This window comes from Spirochaetota bacterium, assembly GCA_026414805.1.
Taxonomy (GTDB): domain Bacteria; phylum Spirochaetota; class UBA4802; order UBA4802; family UB4802; genus UBA4802.
In genome coordinates this window covers 1-22822 of the sequence record JAOAIH010000032.1, presented here as the reverse complement: position 1 = coordinate 22822, position 22822 = coordinate 1, and the positions used below count along the sequence as shown (strand labels likewise).

Annotated in this window: 21 protein-coding genes and 1 tRNA gene; 12 read left to right on the top strand and 10 right to left on the bottom strand. The window is 38.0% G+C overall.

Translation table 11 applies throughout. From position 1 onward, the window contains the following. Window positions 1–151 precede the first annotated feature (151 nt). From N3F66_08110 to N3F66_08085, 6 genes are all read left to right on the top strand, one after another. Complete coding sequence (locus tag N3F66_08110; GenBank protein ID MCX8124112.1) at window positions 152–1351, top strand: hypothetical protein; 1200 nt, start codon at window positions 152–154, stop codon at window positions 1349–1351. 807 nt (window positions 1352–2158) lie between these two features. Next, a complete protein-coding gene (locus tag N3F66_08105; GenBank protein MCX8124111.1) occupies window positions 2159–3289 on the top strand; it encodes a hypothetical protein in 1131 nt (376 codons plus the stop codon). Window positions 3290–3585: 296 nt separating this feature from the next. After that, on the top strand, window positions 3586–5442 hold the full coding sequence (locus tag N3F66_08100; GenBank protein ID MCX8124110.1) for a glycosyltransferase: 1857 nt from the start codon (window positions 3586–3588) through the stop codon (window positions 5440–5442). Then, the gene (locus N3F66_08095) at window positions 5439–6632 is read left to right on the top strand and encodes a hypothetical protein (GenBank protein MCX8124109.1); all 1194 of its coding nucleotides are present in this window, start codon (window positions 5439–5441) and stop codon (window positions 6630–6632) included. Before N3F66_08100 ends, N3F66_08095 begins: the two co-directional genes overlap by 4 nt. Before the next feature lie 195 nt (window positions 6633–6827). Continuing rightward, complete coding sequence (locus tag N3F66_08090; GenBank protein ID MCX8124108.1) at window positions 6828–7592, top strand: AAA family ATPase; 765 nt, start codon at window positions 6828–6830, stop codon at window positions 7590–7592. A gap of 28 nt (window positions 7593–7620) precedes the next feature. Further along, a complete protein-coding gene (locus tag N3F66_08085; protein MCX8124107.1) occupies window positions 7621–8490 on the top strand; it encodes a ParB/RepB/Spo0J family partition protein in 870 nt (289 codons plus the stop codon). Here N3F66_08085 and N3F66_08080 read toward each other — a convergent pair whose 3' ends face one another. The 6 genes from N3F66_08080 to N3F66_08055 are packed head-to-tail and all read right to left on the bottom strand — an operon-like array spanning window position 8491 to window position 13563. After that, the gene (locus N3F66_08080; protein MCX8124106.1) at window positions 8491–8985 is read right to left on the bottom strand and encodes a YfcE family phosphodiesterase; all 495 of its coding nucleotides are present in this window, start codon (window positions 8983–8985) and stop codon (window positions 8491–8493) included. It abuts the gene before it with no gap. 16 nt (window positions 8986–9001) lie between these two features. Beyond that, window positions 9002–10924: a methionine--tRNA ligase gene (metG, locus tag N3F66_08075; protein MCX8124105.1), complete on the bottom strand. Its 1923-nt coding sequence runs from the start codon at window positions 10922–10924 to the stop codon at window positions 9002–9004. Between the two features lie 3 nt (window positions 10925–10927). Beyond that, window positions 10928–11791, bottom strand: a complete 864-nt coding sequence (locus N3F66_08070) for a stage 0 sporulation protein (protein MCX8124104.1) — start codon at window positions 11789–11791, stop codon at window positions 10928–10930. Window positions 11792–11815: 24 nt separating this feature from the next. After that, window positions 11816–12775, bottom strand: a complete 960-nt coding sequence (locus N3F66_08065; protein ID MCX8124103.1) for a hypothetical protein — start codon at window positions 12773–12775, stop codon at window positions 11816–11818. Further along, window positions 12759–13202: a YaaR family protein gene (locus tag N3F66_08060; GenBank protein ID MCX8124102.1), complete on the bottom strand. Its 444-nt coding sequence runs from the start codon at window positions 13200–13202 to the stop codon at window positions 12759–12761. The genes N3F66_08065 and N3F66_08060 overlap by 17 nt, the downstream gene beginning before the upstream one ends. Next, complete coding sequence (locus N3F66_08055) at window positions 13195–13563, bottom strand: polymer-forming cytoskeletal protein (protein ID MCX8124101.1); 369 nt, start codon at window positions 13561–13563, stop codon at window positions 13195–13197. Before N3F66_08055 ends, N3F66_08060 begins: the two co-directional genes overlap by 8 nt. 261 nt (window positions 13564–13824) lie before the next feature. Between N3F66_08055 and N3F66_08050 the strand changes: the two genes are divergently transcribed. The 6 genes from N3F66_08050 (at window position 13825) to N3F66_08025 (ending at window position 18388) form a co-directional block, all read left to right on the top strand. Beyond that, entirely contained in the window at window positions 13825–13968 is a 144-nt protein-coding gene (locus N3F66_08050) for a hypothetical protein (protein ID MCX8124100.1), read from the top strand. A 413-nt stretch (window positions 13969–14381) separates the two neighbouring features. Beyond that, entirely contained in the window at window positions 14382–14612 is a 231-nt protein-coding gene (locus tag N3F66_08045; GenBank protein ID MCX8124099.1) for a hypothetical protein, read from the top strand. Window positions 14613–14755: 143 nt separating this feature from the next. Then, window positions 14756–14827: transfer RNA gene (locus N3F66_08040), tRNA-Arg, on the top strand. Between the two features lie 206 nt (window positions 14828–15033). Continuing rightward, window positions 15034–15948: a bile acid:sodium symporter family protein gene (locus N3F66_08035; protein ID MCX8124098.1), complete on the top strand. Its 915-nt coding sequence runs from the start codon at window positions 15034–15036 to the stop codon at window positions 15946–15948. A 227-nt stretch (window positions 15949–16175) separates the two neighbouring features. Beyond that, window positions 16176–17762: a phosphoglycerate dehydrogenase gene (gene serA / locus N3F66_08030; protein MCX8124097.1), complete on the top strand. Its 1587-nt coding sequence runs from the start codon at window positions 16176–16178 to the stop codon at window positions 17760–17762. Further along, window positions 17759–18388 (top strand): MarC family protein, encoded by a 630-nt coding sequence (locus tag N3F66_08025; protein MCX8124096.1) that lies wholly within the window; start codon window positions 17759–17761, stop codon window positions 18386–18388. The genes serA and N3F66_08025 overlap by 4 nt, the downstream gene beginning before the upstream one ends. Before the next feature lie 21 nt (window positions 18389–18409). Here the strand turns inward: N3F66_08025 and uvrC are convergent, their stop codons facing one another. From uvrC to N3F66_08005, 4 genes are all read right to left on the bottom strand, one after another. Beyond that, window positions 18410–20203, bottom strand: coding sequence for an excinuclease ABC subunit UvrC (gene uvrC / locus N3F66_08020; GenBank protein ID MCX8124095.1), 1794 nt, complete (start codon window positions 20201–20203; stop codon window positions 18410–18412). 12 nt (window positions 20204–20215) lie between these two features. After that, on the bottom strand, window positions 20216–21283 hold the full coding sequence (locus tag N3F66_08015) for a tetratricopeptide repeat protein (protein MCX8124094.1): 1068 nt from the start codon (window positions 21281–21283) through the stop codon (window positions 20216–20218). A 22-nt stretch (window positions 21284–21305) separates the two neighbouring features. Further along, window positions 21306–22409 (bottom strand): hybrid sensor histidine kinase/response regulator, encoded by a 1104-nt coding sequence (locus N3F66_08010; protein MCX8124093.1) that lies wholly within the window; start codon window positions 22407–22409, stop codon window positions 21306–21308. A gap of 99 nt (window positions 22410–22508) precedes the next feature. Beyond that, on the bottom strand, window positions 22509–22640 hold the full coding sequence (locus N3F66_08005) for a hypothetical protein (protein MCX8124092.1): 132 nt from the start codon (window positions 22638–22640) through the stop codon (window positions 22509–22511). Window positions 22641–22822 lie beyond the last annotated feature (182 nt).

The window sequence follows — 22822 nt, the reverse complement described above, 5'->3', positions numbered from 1 at the left end:
ATGCAATTTTTTTTTTGATATCCCATAAAAATTAATCCTTCTTTTAGGATGTTATTATAAATATTTTTCATAATTATATAATAAAACATTTACAATTATTTTATACAGTTTCATACTTGACTGCAAAGGATATATGTAATGAGCTATAATTATGGACCGTACACAGTTATCACAGATTCTTCACAGTATTATTGTTGCTGATGCATTCGCAAGCCCCCTTGACAATCTCAGCGCAGAGCACATACACAATGTTTTTAGCACACTACACGATTACACTGACCCAACTCCTGCTTTAAAACATAAACTTCATCTGTGGAAAAAACCAGGCCTGTATACCGCTCTTTCGCAATATTGCATTATTCTTTCAGCAATAAATATACATTCGCAATTCTTCAACTATCAGCATGTCTCACAGTTTATTATTTCCCTGGGCGATAGCTCTCATGTATTTCGACACCCCCAGGGATTTTTACAACATCTTGATTCACTGTATGATTCCCCTACATCTGAATTGCTTATCTGTATCCCAACGTTGTTTTTTTTACAAAAACAGCATCCTGAATCTATTATTAATTTTATTCTCACGCACAACAAAAACGCTGCTACTTTTTCATCATCGCTGTTTTTATATAATTTACTAGAAGAAATTTTTAAGCGACAGCTCATCACATGTGACACTTCAGTGTTACATACGGCAGCTATACACACAGTAGAATTTACGCATACTTATTCTTCGGCCATATTCGATAATGGCGGAAATCCGCAAAAAGTTATTGAAGCTGCAAAAGACCTGTACCTCATGATAGAAAAATTACCGCTAACTGATGACGAAACATCTCTAACACAACACTGTGTGACATTTGCTAGCAGGTGGTCAAAAAATACTTATACCAGACTCAATGTAAATCATCCATTTGCGCTGCTTCCACTGGCTGTTTATTGTATCAATACTTATGAAAAAGATTCTTTACTATTTTCAGCTATCAAAAGAGGAGGTAAAGTATCATTGCTTGTTCCGCTTGTAGCAATAATTGCAACAGCTCTTTATGGGTTTGATGTGATACCGCAGATGTTGATTCAAAACCTAATCAACAAAAAGAGAATCTCACAGTTTATAAAACTATTACAGGAAAACTCTGTATCAATTAATTTTCTCCATGAATTTTTTATGAATGAAGAAAAGATGACCCGCAAAGAGCACGAAGAACTTGAAAGCAAACTAAAACATGTAACACCCAAAAGTAGTAAAAAGAAAACAGAAGATAAATACTCAAGTATGACATATCATGTTGTTGAAAGCTGGACAAAGTTAGATAAAGCAAAGTGGAAAAAGGAAAGAAGAAAAAAATAAAGTTGCAATTAAAAAGTATTTCTTTGTGTCAAATTTAATTCCCCAAGGGGTGGCTGTACGGTGGTATTGGGGTTTGTTTGATAGCAGTTTAGCTAAAATTGGTTTTGCTAATTGTGTTTAAAAATTACACTTTGTATTTTGCATATTGATAAAAACCCCGTGTGGTGGAGAGGTTATTTTTAAATATCATTGCATGTGATGTTATTGTGGATTGATACAAGAATTGTAAAATTTTAAATATTATTTATATCGTTTTGGTATGAGCATTTTATTTAAAAGCATTTGTAAGTATGAATACGCACAATCATGAATTTTTACTTGATGCGTGAAATTCATAGAATATTTTTTATATTTCACCCTTACTGAGTCTTGCATCATCACATTTAATAAAATGCTTTTGTAAAAACACTACACTACAACTATAAGGTAATTTTATATATTGTAGATGATCTTTTGCATCACATTGTACAATATCATATCAACAATGATAGCTTACTGTAAACTATGTAAAGTTAATATATTATATGCCCATCTTCATATCCCAACTGTTCACAACACATTCATTGTATAGGTTTTTTGGTAATTTCATTTTTTTGAAATAATTTGTGGTAAAAATTAGTGTTATCTGCTTTACGGGATAGAGGATTGACAAACGTAGTGAACAATAAAAAATTTTGCACCAATACATTTTAATTTGATATATCATAAAGGGAACAAGTAAAAGGGAACAAGTACAAATTGTCCCCTTGTAGTATCAAGAACATGTCAATACTATAGTTTATAATGGTAATCAACAGGAGGATTACAATGAAACGGCTATTTTATATATCGTTGCTGGCAGCAGTACTGTTACCTGCACATTTGGTGTTTGGTGCTACAATAACAGGAACACCACCCTCTATAACTATATCTGGATATAACTTTGCAAATTTAAACAATGCAGTAGCAACAGAATTTGCAAATGCTATGGTACAGGCTAATGCTGATTTAGCTCCATATCAAGATCAGGAAAAATTAGCTATCGGCTTTGCCAATGCCAATGTATATTCTACCAATGCTGCAACACAGCAAGGCTATCAAAATTATTCACTATTTGCAATAACCACCGGTGTTATGATTGGAGCACAGGCGCCTACAACAAATATTGATTATTATAAAAGTGGCAAAATAGAAGATGATATAAAAGCAAAAGGTGATCTTTATGCTGGTGTTGCAGGCAGTGTTGCTCTTGTTAATATAGGCATACATGTGGGATTTTTAATACCGGGGTTATATATCAATGCCAAATTTGGTAAATTTGACAGTTCCTGGGTATATGATAATGATGACTTTAGCTTCAACACATTCATTGTTGGAGGTGGTGTAACATATAGCATATTTGATGAAGCTGGTATTGGATTGTTGCGCTGGCGGGGATTAACAGTGGGAACAGGGTTGGTGTATCAGACGACTGATGTGACATACAGGATAAAGATGGATAAGATAAAACAACCATTTTCTAATACTGAAGGTTCTAATACTGTTACTGGTAATGTAGTCATAGACCCTTCATTTGATATTGCTCTCAATATGTATACACTAAGTGTGCCATTTGAAATTAATACTGCGCTACAGCTTTTGTGGATTTTAAACCTTAATTTGGGTGCAGGTATTGACCTTGTTAAAGGCAACAGTGATTTAGTGCTCAAAGCAGCAGCTGATGCCACGGTTGAGGATATAGCAGTCAATGGGACACCTTTACCTGAAAACCAATACCAGGTAACTCCGGGGAATCTGTATGTTAATGGGCAAACGCTTGATAAAAAGCCAAAATGGGCACGAGCACGAGTGATGACTGGCATTGGATTTAATTTTGGGCCAGTGAAAATTGATGTGCCGGTTATCTATTACTTTGACAGCGGAGCTGCAGTTGGTATAACAGCAGGTTTCATTTGGTAGTAGTAAAAAAAGGGGATAGCTTTTCCCCTTTTTTTACGCAACAGCATACTCAAGTGGTCTTATTTTGTTAAAAAAGTAGGAGATATTAATAAACCCTTACTTTTTTTAAGTCAGAGCATTGTATTTGTATTATTTTTTTTTACTCCACAAAAAGATAAAATATTTTAGCTGGATGATGTGAAATTTTCCCTGAAATTGAATGGAAAAAGTCCCCTCTTGCTTTGCCGTAATAATTAATCTTGACACATCAGTGCTTTGATTTTACTATTATCGACAATTGTTATAGTAAGGGGAATATGCAAACAGATATTAAAGCATTGAAACGAAAGGCAAAGGCACTCCTTTTATCAAAAGACATACCTCCTGCCAAAATGGAAATTGTGAGGGCATTACTTGCCAACGAGCGGATACTTGAAGAAGAAAAATACAATGCCATTATAGATCTGGTAAAAAATTATCCTGATAAGCCTGTTAAGCCTGTTGCTCCCAGCAAGGTAGAAGTGAAGGGTGAAGAATATAGAAAGCTAGAGGAGTATAACTCAAAGAATACTCCGTATATGTATCAAAAGTATAAGCACACTAAACTCTTTAAAAAAAGGCTACTTGTCCATGTAAATAACAAATTTGGCATTGGCTTTTTGCGGCGCCTTATTCCGTCTCAGCGTTTTTTAAAGCTTTCTCAGAAATTATTTGAACTTCAGTATGCCTTGCGACAGCGGCTCTACAGAGTGCTCTGTGACATTGTCAATGATCAGTCAATTACTGATCCAAAATATTTTAATTATTGTGTTGTTCTGTATAATGCATTGGGATCTTCCTGCCTTCTAGACAAAGAGTATATTGAGCTCAAATGGACTAGGCCTGAGAGTTTTAAGCAGTTACTATCGCCCTATATGAATTCCATGTTGAAACTTTCCCTGTGTGATGCACAAACCAAAGAGGCTATGATTCAATTAATTGACCAGAAGCTAAGAGAAAGCCAGGATCTTGCCAAAAGCGACTCAATGAATAAAAAGAATCTGGATATAGAGCAATATATTTATGATTTCATTACCATGCTGCGATGCATTCTGTATCCTTCAAGCACCAATGAGTGTTCGCTAACCATAATGCTTAAAAAAGAAGGATCATTACCTTCGTTTGAAGCATTCTGTATTGCTTGTGTAGAAGCACTGGTGCTGGGGAAACCTGTTGTGCTAAGTGATATAGTTACACTGTTTGATATTGCTGCGCCAAAGGTTTCGGATACTCAATGGAATTTTGACCATGAACAGTTGGTGAAGGCAGGCAAAGATCCTGAATCGTTGAAAAAGAAAGCTAAGGAAGAACTCCACAGGAAACTTGACCCATACGATGAGCTGTATAGATTTTTAACCTATGCTCCCGAGGGCAAAGAAGTTGCTGTTCAGGGATTTGATGACCAACGAAAGATGGTAGATAAGCGCAATGAGGTATTTGATGACGTATACAATAAAGATATTCTTATTGCGCTTGAAGGGATGCTTCTGGGATTTATTAATCAATATGGCGTTTTGATTGATGGCACTATGATTTATTTTGAAAATAATAAGACACAGCTTGAAGGATGTATTTTTGCTGAAACCTATTTTTCCCATGAACTTGCACGCTTTTCCGAGATACTGTCGGAAATAAATACTTTCAGGACAAATAATCCTACATTTCATGTGACACGTGATGAATTAATAGAAGGCATTAACAAAAAGAAAAAAAGCCTTTATCCCATTGAACGGTTTATGACTGTGATTGGAGATATGTGCTATGATATTGGCATTGAGTTATTTATTTTATATAATCGTCATCGGCGCTGGGTTTTAAATGGATCGCCGGGTAGGGATGATGTGATATTGCGGACACCTTTTTCTGTCCATACTGCAGGTTTTTCTCCGTTTAATGATACTGAAGCAATTCCTATTCCTTTTTCAGATTGTATTATCACCGGCTTTTCTAGGCCAAGACCCCTTGCAAAGCTTATGCTTCATAAGCCAGTGATACATTCTATGCTGCGCGATGGAGTGTTCCCTCAAATGGTTGCATATTGCCTTCAGGTGGCACATATATGTTTAAATGACAGGCTTTACGGTATATTGGATGAGCGCACCAGGATACTGTCTCAGATACGGAGTCTTTCATGAAGAAACTGGTCATTGTTGTTCTCATATTTGTAGCGCTACAGGCTCATGCTGCGCCTCGTATACTGGTGTTTAAATCATACCATGATAATCTTTCATCATTACTTGACCAATATCATATCTCTTACATTGTAAAACGTGCATCAATTGTGGCGGGCGAAAGCTCCTTGTCCGGGTTTGATGCTGTGTTTATACCCTGTGGCGTTGAGCAGCCAATTGAGGCCAGCATACAGGTAATGGCGCATGGGCATCGAGTTCAGGGTGTTGCATTAAAAGATGATTATGAAGGAATAGATTATACTCGGTTGAACACGCTTCTACGTGAATTTGTACAAAGTGGTGGCAGAGTTTATGCTGCAGGCTTTTCTTACAGGTTTGTTGAAGCGCTGGGATGTTCACTATCTTTTTTTAATAACTTTCCCCATTATGGAACAAGCGGGCAAATACATAGTTTTTTAACCAATGACTTTTCATCATTTGTTATGCGGGATGACATACAGTTGAATATAAATTATAACGGGTGGGTAGCATTGCAGGGGGTAAATGCATCCATATTGGCTAAAGGCTATTTTCCAACTGTTGGTGGTGAGCGGGAAGGTCCAGTGGCTTTTTATAAAGAATATGGCAAAGGGGTGGTGTATTATTCTGCCTACCATACTGCTGAGGATTCCCTCTACATGCGCTATTTCATTTTCAGGACAGCTTATGGCATGCTGGTTGATGAGCTTGTACAAAAAGCCTGGTATTGGGGTCAGAGCATTGCACTATCAGTTGTTGACACATTCAAAGGCAATGAATATGCCAGAAGTTATAAATGTACACTGCCTGTAGGCACTATTACTATCTATCTCCCATCTACATATCCTGTGCAGGTGGATATTTTTGCAGGGAAAAAACTGATTGGTTCCTGGGATAGTGGATATGTAAATGAAATACTGTTTTACAACTCCATGAAACAGGAAGTCATTGTTACTGTATATCAATGCGAAAGAACACCCTATAAACCATTTGCATTAGTTGTTGCACATGGCAGGCGTATACTGCCATATATGCCAATTGTACGTGTGAGTATGGGTGTTATTGCTGTTATTGTACTTATTGGATTTACGTGGAAAAGGATTAATCCCAGGCGCTTTACTGGAAAACGGCGGTACTGGTTCAGAGACGGGCATATTCTGCACCGACACAAGTAATAGCATGATTATATTGTAAAAAAGCTTGCAATTGAGGATATACCATTCATACATATGTATGCTTTTTGCTATTCTATAAAAAATAATGTTTACATTATTGTCACAGGATACAGCAGTAGTTGAATTGCTTGTAATGAAATTTTAGCTATGTAATATCACCAAACGTTTGTTACAATTGTAAAAAGGGAGCTTGCCATGGGTAAGATAATATCCATATCCAATCAAAAAGGAGGGGTTGGCAAAACCACAACTGCTGTTAATTTGGCAGCATTTCTAGCAGAAAAGGGCAGGCAAGTGCTGGTTGTTGATATTGACCCGCAAGCAAATGCCGGGTTTGGCCTTGGGGTTAATGTTGAGGAGATGGAGACAACAGTGTATGAGGTGCTGTTGGGCCAGATTCCCGTAAAGGATGCAATCTTTAAAACAACTATCGACAATCTATATCTGGTGCCTTCCAATATGCATCTGGCAGGTGCACAGGTGGAATTGATGGATATGGAAGATAAGGAGTATCTTTTAAAGAGAGCCCTTGAATCAATACGTGCTTCATTTGATTTTATACTAATTGACTGCCCCCCTTCATTGGGAATTTTGACATTGAATAGCCTTGTTGCTTCTGACTCGGTTATTATTCCATTGCAGTGTGAATACTATGCACTGGAAGGATTGAGTCAGCTATTAAAAATTATTTCTATGGTGCAGGATACGCTCAATCCAAAGTTAGAGATTGAAGGGGTGCTTTTGACCATGTATGATCCGCGTACCAATCTTTCACAGCAGGTAGTTGCAGATGTGAAACAATTTTTCAAAGATAAGGTTTTCTCGGCAATTATACCTCGAAATGTGCGACTTTCCGAGGCCCCATCATTTGGCAAGCCAATTAATCTTTATGACAGAGCTTCAAGTGGCAGTATGAGCTATGAGCAGTTAGCAAATGAACTGATTCAGAGTGTGCGATAGCTCTAAGGAAAAGTAACAGGAGCAGACAATGGCAAAAAAGGTTTTAGGCAAAGGATTGGGAGCAATCATCACGACTTCGCCAACACCAGTGAGTGATTTTGAAAAGGTATTATTGCAGGATAAGGAACGTATTGTAGATATACCAATAAATTCTATTATGCCAAATCCTGATCAACCGCGAGCCCATTTTGATGCAGCAGAGATAGCAGGGCTTGCACAATCCATTCAGCATGTAGGACTACTACAGCCAATCATTGTACGCAAGCAAGGTGAGGAATATTTCATTGTGGCCGGTGAACGGAGGTGGCGTGCCTGTAAGCTTTTAGGAAAGCCAACCATTAAAGCTATTGTTATGAATACAACCGAGGAGCAAAACCTGACGCTTGCATTAATTGAAAATATTCAGCGGACAAACCTTGATCCCATTGAAGAAGCAAAAGCATATAAGATACTTGCAACGCGCTTCAAATTGAAGCAATCCGAAATAGCTGAGCGCGTGGGTAAAGATAGGGCAACAATTGCAAACATAATGCGCCTTCTTAACCTACCTGAACACATACAGGAGGCATTACAGGATGGAAGAATAAATGTTGGCCATGCAAAGCTGCTTTTGGGCGTACCTGAGGATGAGCAGGAAGCGCTCTTTGAAAGGATTGTTCATCAGGGACTTTCGGTACGAGATGTTGAAAAAGCTATTGCTGAAACACCAAAAGCAAGTGGCAAAAAGAAAAAGAAAGTAAAAGATGCGCATATACGTAAACTTGAGGAAGAACTAATTTCGCACCTTGGTACACGCGTTGAAATTAGGCACTCAGGCGGCAAGGGGCGCATTGAAATCAGCTTTTATTCTCTTGATGATTTTGAACGCATTGTGGGTTTAATCAAAGGCCAGCGATAATCATTCCTCTACGTCTATGCGTATTTTTTCCACTTTGTCGGTCTGTGTATCAAGAATAGCGACTGTATGTTCTTCCCCTCGGTAGAGTGATCCAGGATTAATAATGCGAGTTTTGCCGCTCACATAATTTTCAAAAATATGCGTATGACCTTTGATGATGTAATCGTAATTGCCACTGTTAACGGCTTCCCTGAACATAGGAACATTGTTACCATGGAATACCTTGAAACGCTTGCCATCAATAGTAAACTCACATGAGTGTTCCACGCAGCCAAATCCACATTCTGATGCTGTTTTGTTGATTTCTTCTACATCAATGTCGCAGTTGCCCAGTACAAATCTTCCGTCAAAACCTTTAAACAGTGCAATAATCTTTGATGATGTTAGGTCGCCTGCATGGATGATAACTGATATACCACGTTCTTTAAATATAGAAATTGCTTTCTGTATAAGCTCAATATCGTTATGGGTATCGGATATAAGTCCAATCTTCATAGTGCCTCAAAGAATATTAGCTGAGTACAGCACCCACTGGAACCTTATCGTCAATTTCTATCAAAATTGGTTTGTCGTCTTTTGACAATTTAGCTGCCAATAGCATCCCATGCGATGTTCGTTTAAAAAGTGTAGCCGGTTTTAGGTTTGCTACCACTATTATCTTTTTGCCCACAAGATATTCGGGTGTATAGTGTGGTGCAAGTCCTGCTACAATAGTGCGAGTATCTTTGCCGGTATCTATCTGCAGTTCAATGAGTTTTGATGAGCCTTCTACTGCCACAGCCTGTAATATCTTAGCAATTCTTAGCTCAACCTTCATAAAGTCCTTAATGTCAATAAGGCCTTCAGGTGCTGTTTCCATAGGCTTTTCCTCTTTTTTTTGTTTTTGTGTTACTGAGTTGTTATTTTCTTTTTCAAGGCGGGGGAACAATATACCAAGATTGTTAATTATACTGCCATCAGTAAGTGCCGATAGCTCATAAAGTTTTTCCACTGGATAGTGTGACGGGGCATTGAGTGCCTTTATGATGATAGGCGATTTGGTAATACATACTGGTGATAACAAGATAGCAATCGCATAAATCCCTTCTAAAAGATTTCGTAAAAGCGATTGCAACTGTGCTGTATTATTTTCTTTTGCAATTTGCCATGGTTTATGCTCATCGATGTATTTGTTGCAATACCTGATAAAATCCCACAGGCGTTCAAGTGCCAGGTTAAACTGAAAGCTTTCCACATAATCAAAGTAGTGATGCATTGCGTCGCTCAATGATTTTTGCATTGCATCTCTGCCAGCAGGAGTTTCACTGTGAAATGGTGGCACCTTTCCTTCACAGTACTTCTGTACCATATTAAATGTGCGATTAATAAGGTTGCCCAAGTCATTTGCCAGATCGTAGTTAATGCGATTAATTATCGCTTCTTCTGAAAACTTAGCATCAAGCCCAAATGTCATCTCTCGCAAAAAGAAGTAGCGGATTTCATCGTTGCCGTACTTTTCTAATAGCTGTGATGGCGTTACCACATTGCCAAGCGATTTTGACATCTTTGCAGCTTCCATATTCCAATAGCCGTGCACATTGAGGTGCTGGTAGGGTTCAATACCTGCGGCTTTAAGCATCGTAGGCCAGAATACGCCATGCGGCTTCACAATATCTTTTGCTATAATGTGGTTGGATACAGGCCAGAATTTTTTAAATAGGTCGCTATCAGGATAGCCAATAGCGCTGATATAATTTATCAATGCATCAAACCACACATAAGTAACAAAGTTATTGTCAAAGGGCAGTGGTATACCCCAGGAAAGGCGCGCTTTTGGTCGTGAAATACATAGATCCTCAAGTGCTTCACCCTCAAGCATTGCAAGCACTTCGTTTTTGTAGCGCTCAGGTCTTATAAAATCAGGGTGTGTATTGATATAATCAATGAGCCATTGCTGGTATTTGCTCATTTTGAAAAAGTAATTGTCTTCTTTAATAAATTCCAGTGGCTTTTGGTGATCGGGGCATTTGCCATCAACCATTTCTTTTTCAGTAAAATAGCGTTCACAGCCAAAGCAGTAGTAGCCACCGTAGCTACCAAAGTAGATATCACCATTATCATATACTTTCTGTAATACATACTGCACCACTTTCTTGTGGCGCTCTTCAGTAGTGCGAATAAAATCATCAAACTCAATGCCCATTGCCTGCCACTGTGCTTTAAAAATAGCACTGATTTTGTCAGTATAATCCTGCGGTTGTGCGTTATTTTGCATGGCAGCTTTGACTATCTTGTCACCATGTTCATCAGTGCCGGTTAAAAAGAATGTTTCATAGCCACGCATCTTGTACAGGCGGTTCACAAAATCAGCTACTATGGTGGTATAGGCATGTCCTATATGCGGTTCTGCATTGACATAGTAAATGGGTGTGGTAACATAAAAGCGCTTTTCCATTGATTACACCTCTTCGGTCACAACTTCCAGTGAATGTTTTATTTTTGCAATTGCATTATCGCTTAAAACAAATGTCCCGTTTTCATTTTTGATATCATCCCTGTGGATAGCAACAGTATGGGAATTATGCTTTAATATTAATGACTCTTTTAGGCTGTCAATTGCCTCAACAACAAAAGGGATGTCATTCACTATAAACTGATACCCAGGGCTTGGGAGCGATTCATTGATCTCGCGATATATGTGATACTCATACCCAAGACAGCACAAAAGCCTGCCACACATCCCGGATATTTTTAGTGAATGCAGGTTCATATTTTGGTCTTTGGCCATTTTTATAGATACAGGTTCAAATTCTTCTTTCAGGTTGACACAGCATAACTGCCTGCCACAAGTGCCATAACCACCGCACATACGAGCTTCATCGCGCACACCAATCTGACGCATCTCAATGCGAGTCCTGAATACTGCAGCTAAATCGCGCACCAGTTCCCTGAAGTCAATACGCCCATCAGCCACAAAGTAGAAGATAATCTTGGTTTTATCAAAAAGGCTTTTGACCATAACAAGCTTCATTTCCAGCTTTTTCTCAGCAATTTTTTCCTTACATACTGAAAAAGCCCTGTCCTCAAGGGCTTCAATCTGTGGCAGGATGCTTAAATCCTCCTGTGTGGCAAGGCGTATAAGCTTGCCGCCAACTTTAATTGATTCATCAGGTAGCCAAGTAAGCTTTTTAAAAACTCTGCCTATATCTATACCATGTTCAGTTTCAACAACACATAAGGAATTGCGGCGTACAAAAAGATTGTTAGTATATACATAATACACCTGCTGGCTGCATCTAAGTTTTACTCCTGTAATATCCATAGTTAACCTTGCATAAAAAAATATTTATTTAGTAAAACATAAAGAGTATAGCATACCTTTCAATGCCATTCTAATATTAATATTGTGGGAAATACCTTTGCGCAGTTCAAGTAATATTTTAATAATTTCTATAGCACGTGCAGAGTCAAGCTTGTTTTCAAACCATGGAAACATGTCATTTGAATTGGTGCAATGAAGCCTGAACATATTGATCAAAAGGTCAATTGTTGTATATGCACCAATAGCCTGGATAAGGGGCGATAGCTCATAGGTAAATACCACAGGATTGCACACAAAGCGTATAATTGCAGCATACGCCTCTTTCAGCTGTGAAAAGATTGTATCATCGGCAAGGGTCAGAGCATACGATGCAGACCCTCCTGCAATAGGGATGATGGAGTCATACTTTTGCATGTCAACTCCATTGTGTTCCATGATGGATACGAGGTCGCTATCGCTTAAAGGATGAAAAACATATTCCGCAACACGGGAACGGATGGTAGGCAACAGCTGATTGCGTTCAGAGCTTACAAGGATGATAAACGTATTTACAGGCGGTTCCTCGATAGTTTTAAGCAACGCATTCTGCGCTTGGACATTCATGCAATGCGCATCGTTGATGATAATAACCCTAAAGTCGTATACCAAAGCCAGGTTCACACGGCCAATAAGCCAGCGGATAGTCCCTTCCTGATCTTCGCTGCCGATGGGAATGGTGCCTTTTTGGTTTGGTCCAATCACAATAACATCGGGATGTGTGTTGTGTGTAATCTGTAAACATTGAGGGCAACTGTCACAGGCCGTGTGGTGCACACAAAGCATGGTCTTTGCAAGCTTAATGGCAAAAAGCCTTTTACCAATGCCCTCCAGCCCTGAAAAAAGCAAAGAATGGGGAAGGCTGTTATTTTGTACACTGTGCAATAGAATTGATTGCTGGATAGTATTGCCCAAAATTTGTGTCATGCTGTTAGTGGATAAGGTCAAGGATTAAACCTCTGATTTCATCAAAGGTTTTTAACATATCAAATGCTTTGTTGTTGGTTATATACGCTTTTGTAATTTCTTCAAGTTTGTTTTGTATTTGCTGGATGATTACAAAATCAGCGCGATCGCGACGTTTGCGCTGTAAAATATTTACTACGTATTCATCACTTACAAGTATTTTCAAAATCTTCTGAACAAGAGCCTTGTACCGCTGCATATTGTAGAGCGAAGGGTCAGCCATAAATTTCTTTTCCTGATCTTTGAGGTCATCAAGCAGTTCATCAAGGTTTTCGGGAAGTGAAAACTCAAGAGTACTCTCAAACGTTGTCCTGAATGTAGAATGCAAACTGGTAGATTTTGTTCCTTTTTTGCGTTTAACAATTTTTTGCTCTTCCTTTTTCTGATTTGGGGGTACTATCTCAATCATGTTTTTCTTGCCTCTTGTTTATGATGCAGTTACCCTCAAAAATAACACCATCTTCCATGATGAGGCTTGGCGTAATGACATTACCATGTATGATTCCTGTTGAAAGCATGATAACCCTTTCAGTGGCATAAATATTGCCTTTGACAGTGCCACCAATAACTACTACCCGCGCCTGTATGTCGGTGATAGCTTCGCCAGTTTGCCCTATAAGTACTTTTCCATCGGTGGCGATAGTTCCCTTGAATTTACCATCTATGCGTAGCAAACCGTTAATGTTAAATTCGCCTTTGAATTCAGAACCTTCGCCAATAATGCTGTTTACGATATTATCTTCAATAGTAAATTTATTTGCTCGTGCCATAACCTTTTATGATATTCACTTTTTCATAATTGTTACAAATTAAATATCTATGGTGCAGGATACAATACAAAATAAGGGATTAAAAAACAAGTATAATTTATTCCTACTTAACACTCCTTTAATGTGACATAAAATAATTGTGCCAAAATAATCATTATCGGAAAAATTTTTAATTTTTTTAGCAAAAAAAGCTTGCAAAATTTAAATTTACTAATAATATTACCCTAACGGAATAGTCTGCCCTAAATCAAGGAGGGAAGCATGAGAAAAACAATTTTGAAACTCCTGGAATATGGATGGCCCGACAGGATTATTGCTAGCTACCTTATGATAAAGCCTGCTATTGTCAAGTATTATAGGAGAAAGTATCGTATTGCTCGTAATGAATATCAGGGATTTTATTAATTGCATACGTTTTTACTACATTACCCTTAATAAAAAAAGTAGAGGGGAAGAGGGTTCCCCTCTAAAGAGAATTTGGAGGTTCGCCAATCATTAAATTGGAGGAAAGTATAGCACCAAAAAAAATTTTGTTGCTTACTTGTCAAGAATATTTATAGCTTATATCGGCAAAAAAACAAAAAAAATTTGTATTAATCCTTTAAAAAATTCTCTGTATAATGTATATATAATGTAAAATGCAAATATCTGAGTTAATTGTATAGTTTTGAAATCGTATCAATTTTCTTGAGCTTATATGTTTCTTTACCTCTTGCCATCGTATTAAAGGTAATTGAAAGCATAAAAAAGAATTTGAGTTCTACCCCTCTTTCTGTGCTATAATTGTATTGTAACAATTGCTGTTTTGGGTTTTGATCATGAAAGACAAATGTCCCTATGCGGAAAATTGTCCAATTTTTACAGGCATTCTGTCGGATATGCAATTCACAACGTTAGCTTTTAAAGCCAAATATTGCCTTGCGGGCATTGAAGGCAGGAATATGTGTAAGCGGTTCCAATGTAAACAGAAATACGGAAAAGTACCAGACCTGCTTTTGCCTAACTCGGTGTTAACTCTTGATGAAATTGCAAAAGAATATTTATTATAATATATTGCTAGCCCATTGTGCATTTTACTGATGCTGTCGGGCGTGTGCCATGTTTGCTCTTAACCTGTAATATATAGACAGTGACCTAATAAATTATCTTGACATGTATCTAGTGCAATAGCTAAGTTAGTGCAACCTACAGTGCTCTCCTAGCTCAATGGATAGAGCGTCGGCCTCCGGAGCCGTGTGTCTGGGTTCGATTCCCGGGGAGAGCGAATTGGCTGCGTATAATAAAGTGATGGTAGTAATCCCAAACGTAAGGTTGTATCGTGTAATCATTGATGTATGACACCAGAAATTTTTTATTTTTATAGTGTTTATCATACATATAGATAATGCCATTATTATGAGCTGCAACAGTCTCTTATCTAGTAACTATCGCCATATATTCTTTTTTTAAATATATTCATGGGTTACTTTCATGCGTGCCATTACACGTAGTATAGAACAATATTTCCTGCCATTAGTAGTAGTTTTTTCTTTGTGTGGATACTTTTTCCCGGATGCATTCAAAGGACTGGTACACTCTATTCCCATGTTTTTAGGAATTATCATGTTTGGCATGGGGATTACATTACAGCCTGATGACTTTATGCATGTTGCAAAATTTCCACGAGCACTAGTAGCTGGTGTGGTGGCTCAATATGCAATAATGCCTTTGATAGCATTTGTGCTTACCATACTGCTTCCGCTTCCTTCGGAAATAGTTGCTGGGCTAATCCTTGTTGGCAGTTGCCCCGGAGGCACTGCATCAAACGTTATCACATATCTGGCGGGTGGGAATGTTGCATTGTCGGTTGCAATGACTACCGCAAGTACACTGCTATCGCCTATTTTTACTCCACTATTCACGTATCTGTATGCGGGGCGGTGGGTAAGCGTGCCGGTATTTTCCATGTTCATTTCAATTGTTAAGGTTATTATTATTCCTGTGGCACTGGGTGTAGTAACGCGCATTTTTTTTAAAAATACAGTTGAACGTATTATATTTATACTGCCTTCGGTTTCGGTTATGGCGATAGTTACTATTATAGCAGGCATTACTGCAGCAAATGCTCACACATTGCATGCTGTGGGTGCACTCACAGTAGTGGCAGTTATACTCCACAACGGTGCGGGGCTGGTGTTGGGGTATGTAGCAAGTCTTGTAATGCATTTTGATGAAAAAGAACGGCGAACAATTGCAATTGAGGTAGGAATGCAAAATTCCGGTCTTGCAGTATCACTGGCAGTAATGCATTTTACTGCATTAGCTGCTCTGCCAGGAGCTATATTCAGTATATGGCACAATATTTCTGGCTCCATTGCTGCGTGGTGGTGGAAGCAAAGAAAATGATAGGCGGGTGATAGCGCATTACTGCCGTAATGTAGAAAGAATGAATATCTGAAATATTTTCTATCACATATCATTTTTTTCTACAGTGCGTGGAAAGTGTGAATTATATCCAGTTAAAGATGGTTGAAAAGATTCCAAAAGTTTATTATTAACCACATTCTATTTGTTGACAATTGACAGCGTTTACTCTACTTTAATACTACTAATACACAAAAAGTGGAGGGCTCATGAGGAAAAAAATTCTTATTACGGATGAAATTGCTAAAGAAGGTTTGCAACTTTTGCAGGGCAATCCTGATTTTGATATAGTTTATAAGCCGGGACTTACTGAGGCTGCATTACAAAAAGAAATAGCTGATGCCCATGCTCTCATTATCCGTTCTGCAACACATGTGACTTCAAATGTAATAGATGCAGCAACCAAACTTGAAATTATTGCTCGTGCGGGCATTGGGGTGGATAATGTAGATGTTGAACGTGCTACAGCAAAAGGAATAATAGTTACCAATGCACCCGGAGGCAATACAATTTCAACAGCAGAGTTTGCCATGTCCTTGTTGTGTTCACTTGCACGGAATATTCCTCAGGCAGATTCATCAATGAAGCAGAGAAAATGGGAAAAAACTAAATTTGAAGGAGTTGAACTAAGGCGCAAAGTCATAGGAATTATAGGACTGGGGAGAGTAGGGTCAGAGTTTGCCAAACTATGCAAGGCATTAGGTATGCAGGTATTGGGCTTTGACCCTTATTTGGCAAAAGAAAAGTTGGTGAATATGGATATAGAGATTGCTGACCTTGAAACAATATGGAAAAAAGCTGATTTTATAAGTGTACATACACCATTAACTGAAGAAACAAAGAATATAATCAATGCCGATGTGATAAGGAAATTAAAGCCTAATGTTCGCATTATCAATTGTGCCCGTGGCGGAATAGTAAATGAGCAGGACCTTTATACTGCATTAAAAGAAAGACGAATAGCAGGTGCAGCGCTGGATGTATTTACCCAGGAACCACCTATAGACGTGCCACCATTTCATGAACTCAACAATGTTATACTCACGCCTCACTTAGGTGCATATACCTATGAAGCACAGGTTTCGGTTGCAATTGAAGCAGCACAAACGGTTGTTGATTATTTCACAAAGGGTGTTGTTCATGACAGTGTCAATTATGCATCAGTTGATGTGCAACAATATGATTTCCTGAAGCCATTTATTAATTTGACCGAACGTATGGGTAAGTTTCAAGCAATTATGTTAGGTGGCAAGGTCAATTCTGTACAATTGTATTATTCAGGGGAGTTTGGTAAATACAGCAGAGACCCTCTGACAGCAGCGTACCTTAAAGGGTTACTATCGCCCTATATTGATAGGCCTTTAAATTATGTAAATGCCACCATGATTGCAGCTGAGCGTGGTATAAAGGTACATGTTGGCGAAAGCACACAATCCGGTGATTGGGCGCACCTTATACAGGCAAAAGCAGAAGGTGGCTTGGGGCACAATGAACTATGGGGAACCGTGATAGCAAAACAGCCGTGGGTAGTGCGCTGTAATGAATACCTCATTGATTTTATACCTTCGGGAAGAATGCTTGTGATGCACAATAACGATGTGCCCAATGTTATTGGTGCTATAGGGACATTCCTAGGAAAAAATCATATAAATATTGCTAACCTGCATCTTGCACGCACACGACGGGGCGGCAAGGCGCTTGTTATACTGGAAATTGATGAGGATATCCAACAAGAAGTGCTTGAAAAGCTTTCACAGCTACCGGAGATTCTTGATGTGAAATATGTGGTTGTATGATGGAATCAACGTTTATACCAACAGTATTTTTTACTCTTTTGTTTGTTGTGGATCCATTAGGCCTCATTCCGCTTTTTGTTGCGTACTTGGCACCCTATGATACAGCATACCGTAAAAGGGTTATTATTAAATCAACGGCTATTTCAATAGCAGTATCATTGTTTTTCATTTTCAGTGCACATATTTTTTTGGGTTTTATTGGGATAACCCCCGGAGCATTTATGATTGCAGGTGGCATTCTTCTTTTTGTAATTGCCATGGATATGCTTCTGGCACGACCTCGTAGAACGCAGAAGCTTGATGACAGAGACTATGACACTGAAACTGATATTGCCGTTTTCCCGCTTGCCATTCCATTTTTATGTGGGCCGGGTAACATTGCAGCTTTACTTATGTTCAGCTCGCAAGCGCAAGGTGACACTATAAAGCTTGCCGTAATATCGGTTATTTCTGTCATTACATTTTGTATTGCAATGCTTGTGATGGCCCTTGCCGGTAAGCTTCAGCAGATTTTAGGCAAGACGGGCATTTCAGTGATACATAAATTGATGGGGCTAATTCTTTCGGCTATGGCAGTTCAGTTTATTATCAACGGTCTTACACAAATTAATATAATTGGGCGATAGCTCCTGTAGCATGAGGCACCGTTAGCTTTCATTCCTGTGAAAAAAGTCGTAGATTTTTTGTGCAACCTTTTGAGGAATTCCTGCTGTAGTGGCAATAGTTGTTGCATCTGACTGCATAATCTGCTCAATTGTTTCAAAGTTTTGCAGTAATTTCTTTTTATACTGAGAGCCAATACCACTGATCTGGTCAAGTACGGATGCGGTTATATTCCTGTTACGGAGTGTGCGATGGTAGGTTATGGCAAAGCGATGAGCTTCATCTCGGATTGCTTGCAGCATTTTTAGCGCCGGTGATGTTGCTGGAAGCCTCAAGGGGTCAGTGCCCTGTGGCAGATAAATTTCTTCCAGACGTTTGGCAAGTGCAATAATAGGAACAGAACATTCTAATGCCTGCATAACCTCAAGCGCTCTGGAAAGCTGTCCCTTGCCGCCATCAATGACAAGAAGATCGGGCAGGGGTAATCCTTCATTGAGAAGATGTTGCAATCTCCTTCCCACAACTTCATGTATCATGCCAGGATCATCGGGCTTTGTGTAAGCGCGAATACGATAGCGACGATATTCTTTTTTATTTGGCATACCATCGGTAAAGTGCACCATGGATGCAACGGCAAAGGCGCCGTGAATATTAGAAATATCAAAGCATTCAATATCGATTGGCAATGTGGGAAGATGGAGTACTTCTTGCAATTCAAAAAGAGCCTTTTGCCAGGATGGAGCAATCTTTTGAGCTATCGCCAAATCAAGATTTTTTTTAAGTAATTGAACCACAGCTTTTTCATGATCAGTTTTTGGTGTGACAATGTGCACCGCTTGTAATGTTTTTGATTGTAAGTACTCTTCAACAATAGGGCCCTCATCGATCATTTCAGTGATGACAATTGTGTGTGGTGGTTCATTGTGTGCATAATACTCAACCATAAATTGAGCAATAAGACTTGAGCGATCGGTATATGAAGCATTATTGTACACAAAGATGCGCTTGCCACTTAAACTGCCATGCCTGAACTGAAATACAAGTATGTATGCATCATCCTGGTGAGTAGCAACGCCTATAAAATCCTGATTTTGTCCCAGAGGCGTTACCACATGCTGTGTTTGCAAAATTTTCTGTATATCAAAAATCATATCCCGTACCTGGGCTGCGCTTTCAAAGCGCATAGCATTTGAATAAGAGTGCATGAGTACTGAAAGTTTTTCCAACACTGGATCAATATTTCCTTCCAGAAACTGCATAACAGTTTCAATTACATTGCGGTATTCTTCTTGGGTAACAAGCCCTTTGCATACTCCCTGGCATCGGCCAATCTGATGGTTAAGGCATGGACGCTCACCTTGCTTTAATGGTATGTCCTTGGTACAGGTTTTGAGCTTAAAGGTTTTATTAAGTAGTGAAACAGTTTTGCGTGCAGCATGGGCATCAGTGTAGGGGCCATAGTATTTATCGCCATTGTGAAAGAGTTTTCGGGTAAAAATAACTCGTGGAAATTTTTCATGTAGTGTAACAGCAATATAGGGAAAGCGTTTATCGTCTTTTTGCTGTATATTGTATTTTGGCTTGTGCTTTTTTATTAATGAGCTTTCTAACAACAGCGCTTCTATTTCGCTCTGCGTAACTATATAATCAATGTCATTAATATTTGACACAAGTACGCGTGTTTTAGCATCAAGATTTTTTTGAAAATATGAAGCAACCCGTTTTTTTAATGATACAGCTTTCCCAATATAAATGATTTCTTTTTTGTGGTCTATAAAAATATACACACCAGGTTTTGATGGGAGGTGCTTTACCTTGTGTTCAATGCTTTTGTTCATTCAATTAAATATTTATTGTAATGCCTTTATTTTTTCAATATAGCGCAGGGCAAGTTCATTGTCAGGGTTTAATTCACTAGACTTCTCAAAGCATTTACGTGCAGACTGTAAATCCCCCTTCTTTGCATAGCATACTCCAAGATTGAAAAGACTGGCAAAACTATGAGGCTTATACATAAGCATTACGGTGAAACATGCCATAGCTTCATTCAATTTATTCTCTTTTAATAAAACTACTCCTTTTTTGAAGATATCTGCATACATGTTTTCCTGCACATTTTGCAGCATCTGATCATTATGCTTTATTTTTTCCACAAGGCTGTTAAATGAAGTTGCAATAGGTTTGAGTTCGCCATCAATGCTGTCATTGAGTGCTATATCAAGAGTGCCTGTTGCAATACTTTGTATGCTATGCGATAGCTCATGAATCAGCGATTTTGTGCGATAGGAATGAATGATTGAAACAACAACAATAACGATGATGGTTGTAAGAATAATAATGGCAATTGCTTGCATCAGCGATTTTATCAGCGCATCATATTTGTTTTGCAGGATAAAAGTATCTGGTACAAGCCACTGCACTATTAAACAGTGTGGTTTTCCATTCCCATGAAGTGGTATATAGCTTTCCATATACGAAATAGTACCCTGACTTTCTATTACAGGATTAATGGTAACATGAGCAAGGCCTCTGCGTATCAAAAACTCCTCAGATGAATCATACCGTGTTAATTTTCTAATTTGAGGTCTTCCTTTTATTACGTTTGTTACTTTATAGTATCTGTCATCATCTGTGGGGGTAACTATATAGGCAGTATATATTGAGGTATTATTTTTTACAGGTATAAGTTCAAATGATTTATTAGGTGCATTAGATTCTTTTGTAAATTTATAAATTAATGTACTCATGGATTCAATGTGTTCAATTGTTGATTTTTTTGAATACTCAATTGAAGTTGAATATATTCGAGAAATAGTTTGAATAGTGATGATACTTACCGCAATAATACAGAGGGAGATAGTCACTATAATCAGAAGCGGATAGTGCTTGGAGAAACTAACCCGTAGATATTTTTTCATATTTCAGTTACCAGTTATACATTCAGTGCGATGCGTGTGGAATATAAATTGTAAAAGTGCTACCTTTGCCATATTCACTTTCAAGAGAAATTGTTCCACCATGAAGTTCAACAAAACGTTTACATATAGAAAGGCCAAGTCCTGTGCCTGTTTCGCCTCGTGTTCCGTTTGTATGAAAAAGGATATAGGGATCAAGAATGCTTTTTTTGAGTTCTTCGTCAATTCCCATCCCTGTATCTTTCACAGAAATTAAGATTCCCTTGTTATGGGAAATTGCTGAAACCTCTATTATCCCATTTTCAGTAAATTTAATTGCATTGCTTATAAGATTATTCAGAACCTGCATAATTTTGATTTTATCAATCTTGATAATAGGATTTTCAGGTTTTTGTGAATAAACAATTTCATTATTCTTTTCTTTTGCCAGGGTTGAAAAATTTTCTATTGTTGAATTAATAATTACGTTAATGTCAACATCTTCATAGTTTAAATGCAAAATACCTAATTCAATTTTGGAAATATCAAGTAATTCGTTAACCAGCGCATATAAATTTTCAGCAATGTCACCTATAATATATAGGTATCGGGCATATTTTTGCGGAAAATCATCTTTTTTGGTAAGGTATTTGACGTATGCGCCAATAGTTGCCAGTGGTGAACGAAGGTCATGGGATACGACTGAAATAAATTCATTTTTCAAATTGTTCAGTTTTTTTAATTCTTCGATGTATCGTTCGTTTTCTTTTCTTAGCTTGATGGTTAATGCTGCACGCTTTATTGTCAATTTGAGCGTTTCGATGTCAAATGGTTTTTGAATGAAATCGTAAGCTCCTAATTTTATAGATTGTATTGCAGTATCAACAGATGCATATCCAGTTATCACAATGATAAGTACATTAAGGCCAGACTGCTGAATGTATTCCATTATCTGGAAACCGCTTTTCTGTGGCATATTGAGGTCTGTTAGGATTATATCAAAGTTCTGTGTAGATAAAAGTTCTATAGCTTTTTCAGGTTGTGTAGTTGTTGTTACTGCATAACCTTCTCGTTGTATGACGGAGGCCAGCCTGTTGCATATCTTTTCTTCATCATCCACAATTAAAATTGAAATTTGATTGCTTAACATAATATAATTGTGACAGAAACATGTTGTCTCTGTCAAGTGAAATGTTGATGGTATAATTCTTTGTAGTAAAAATGGATATGGGAAAAAATATTGTTGTTGCTATATCAAAGTTATTATATTTTCCTCTTTTGCACAGCGGATACAATATCTTTTCCCTTTATGACGTTTAGGGTCAGGGATATAGTAATGATTTAATTGATTTACTTCACAACCGCACTTGTCACATTTCATGATTTTTTCTCCTGAAAAAATATGATACACTTTACTTTTCGGTAAATTATAATTTTATATTAGTAAATTCATTATGCTCTGACCCTTCACACCCACCCATCAATAGAATACCTCTTGCGGTAAACTTCATCATACCGTAAGAATTTTGCTAATCGTTCTGCAAAGGTCTTCCCTAACTGCAC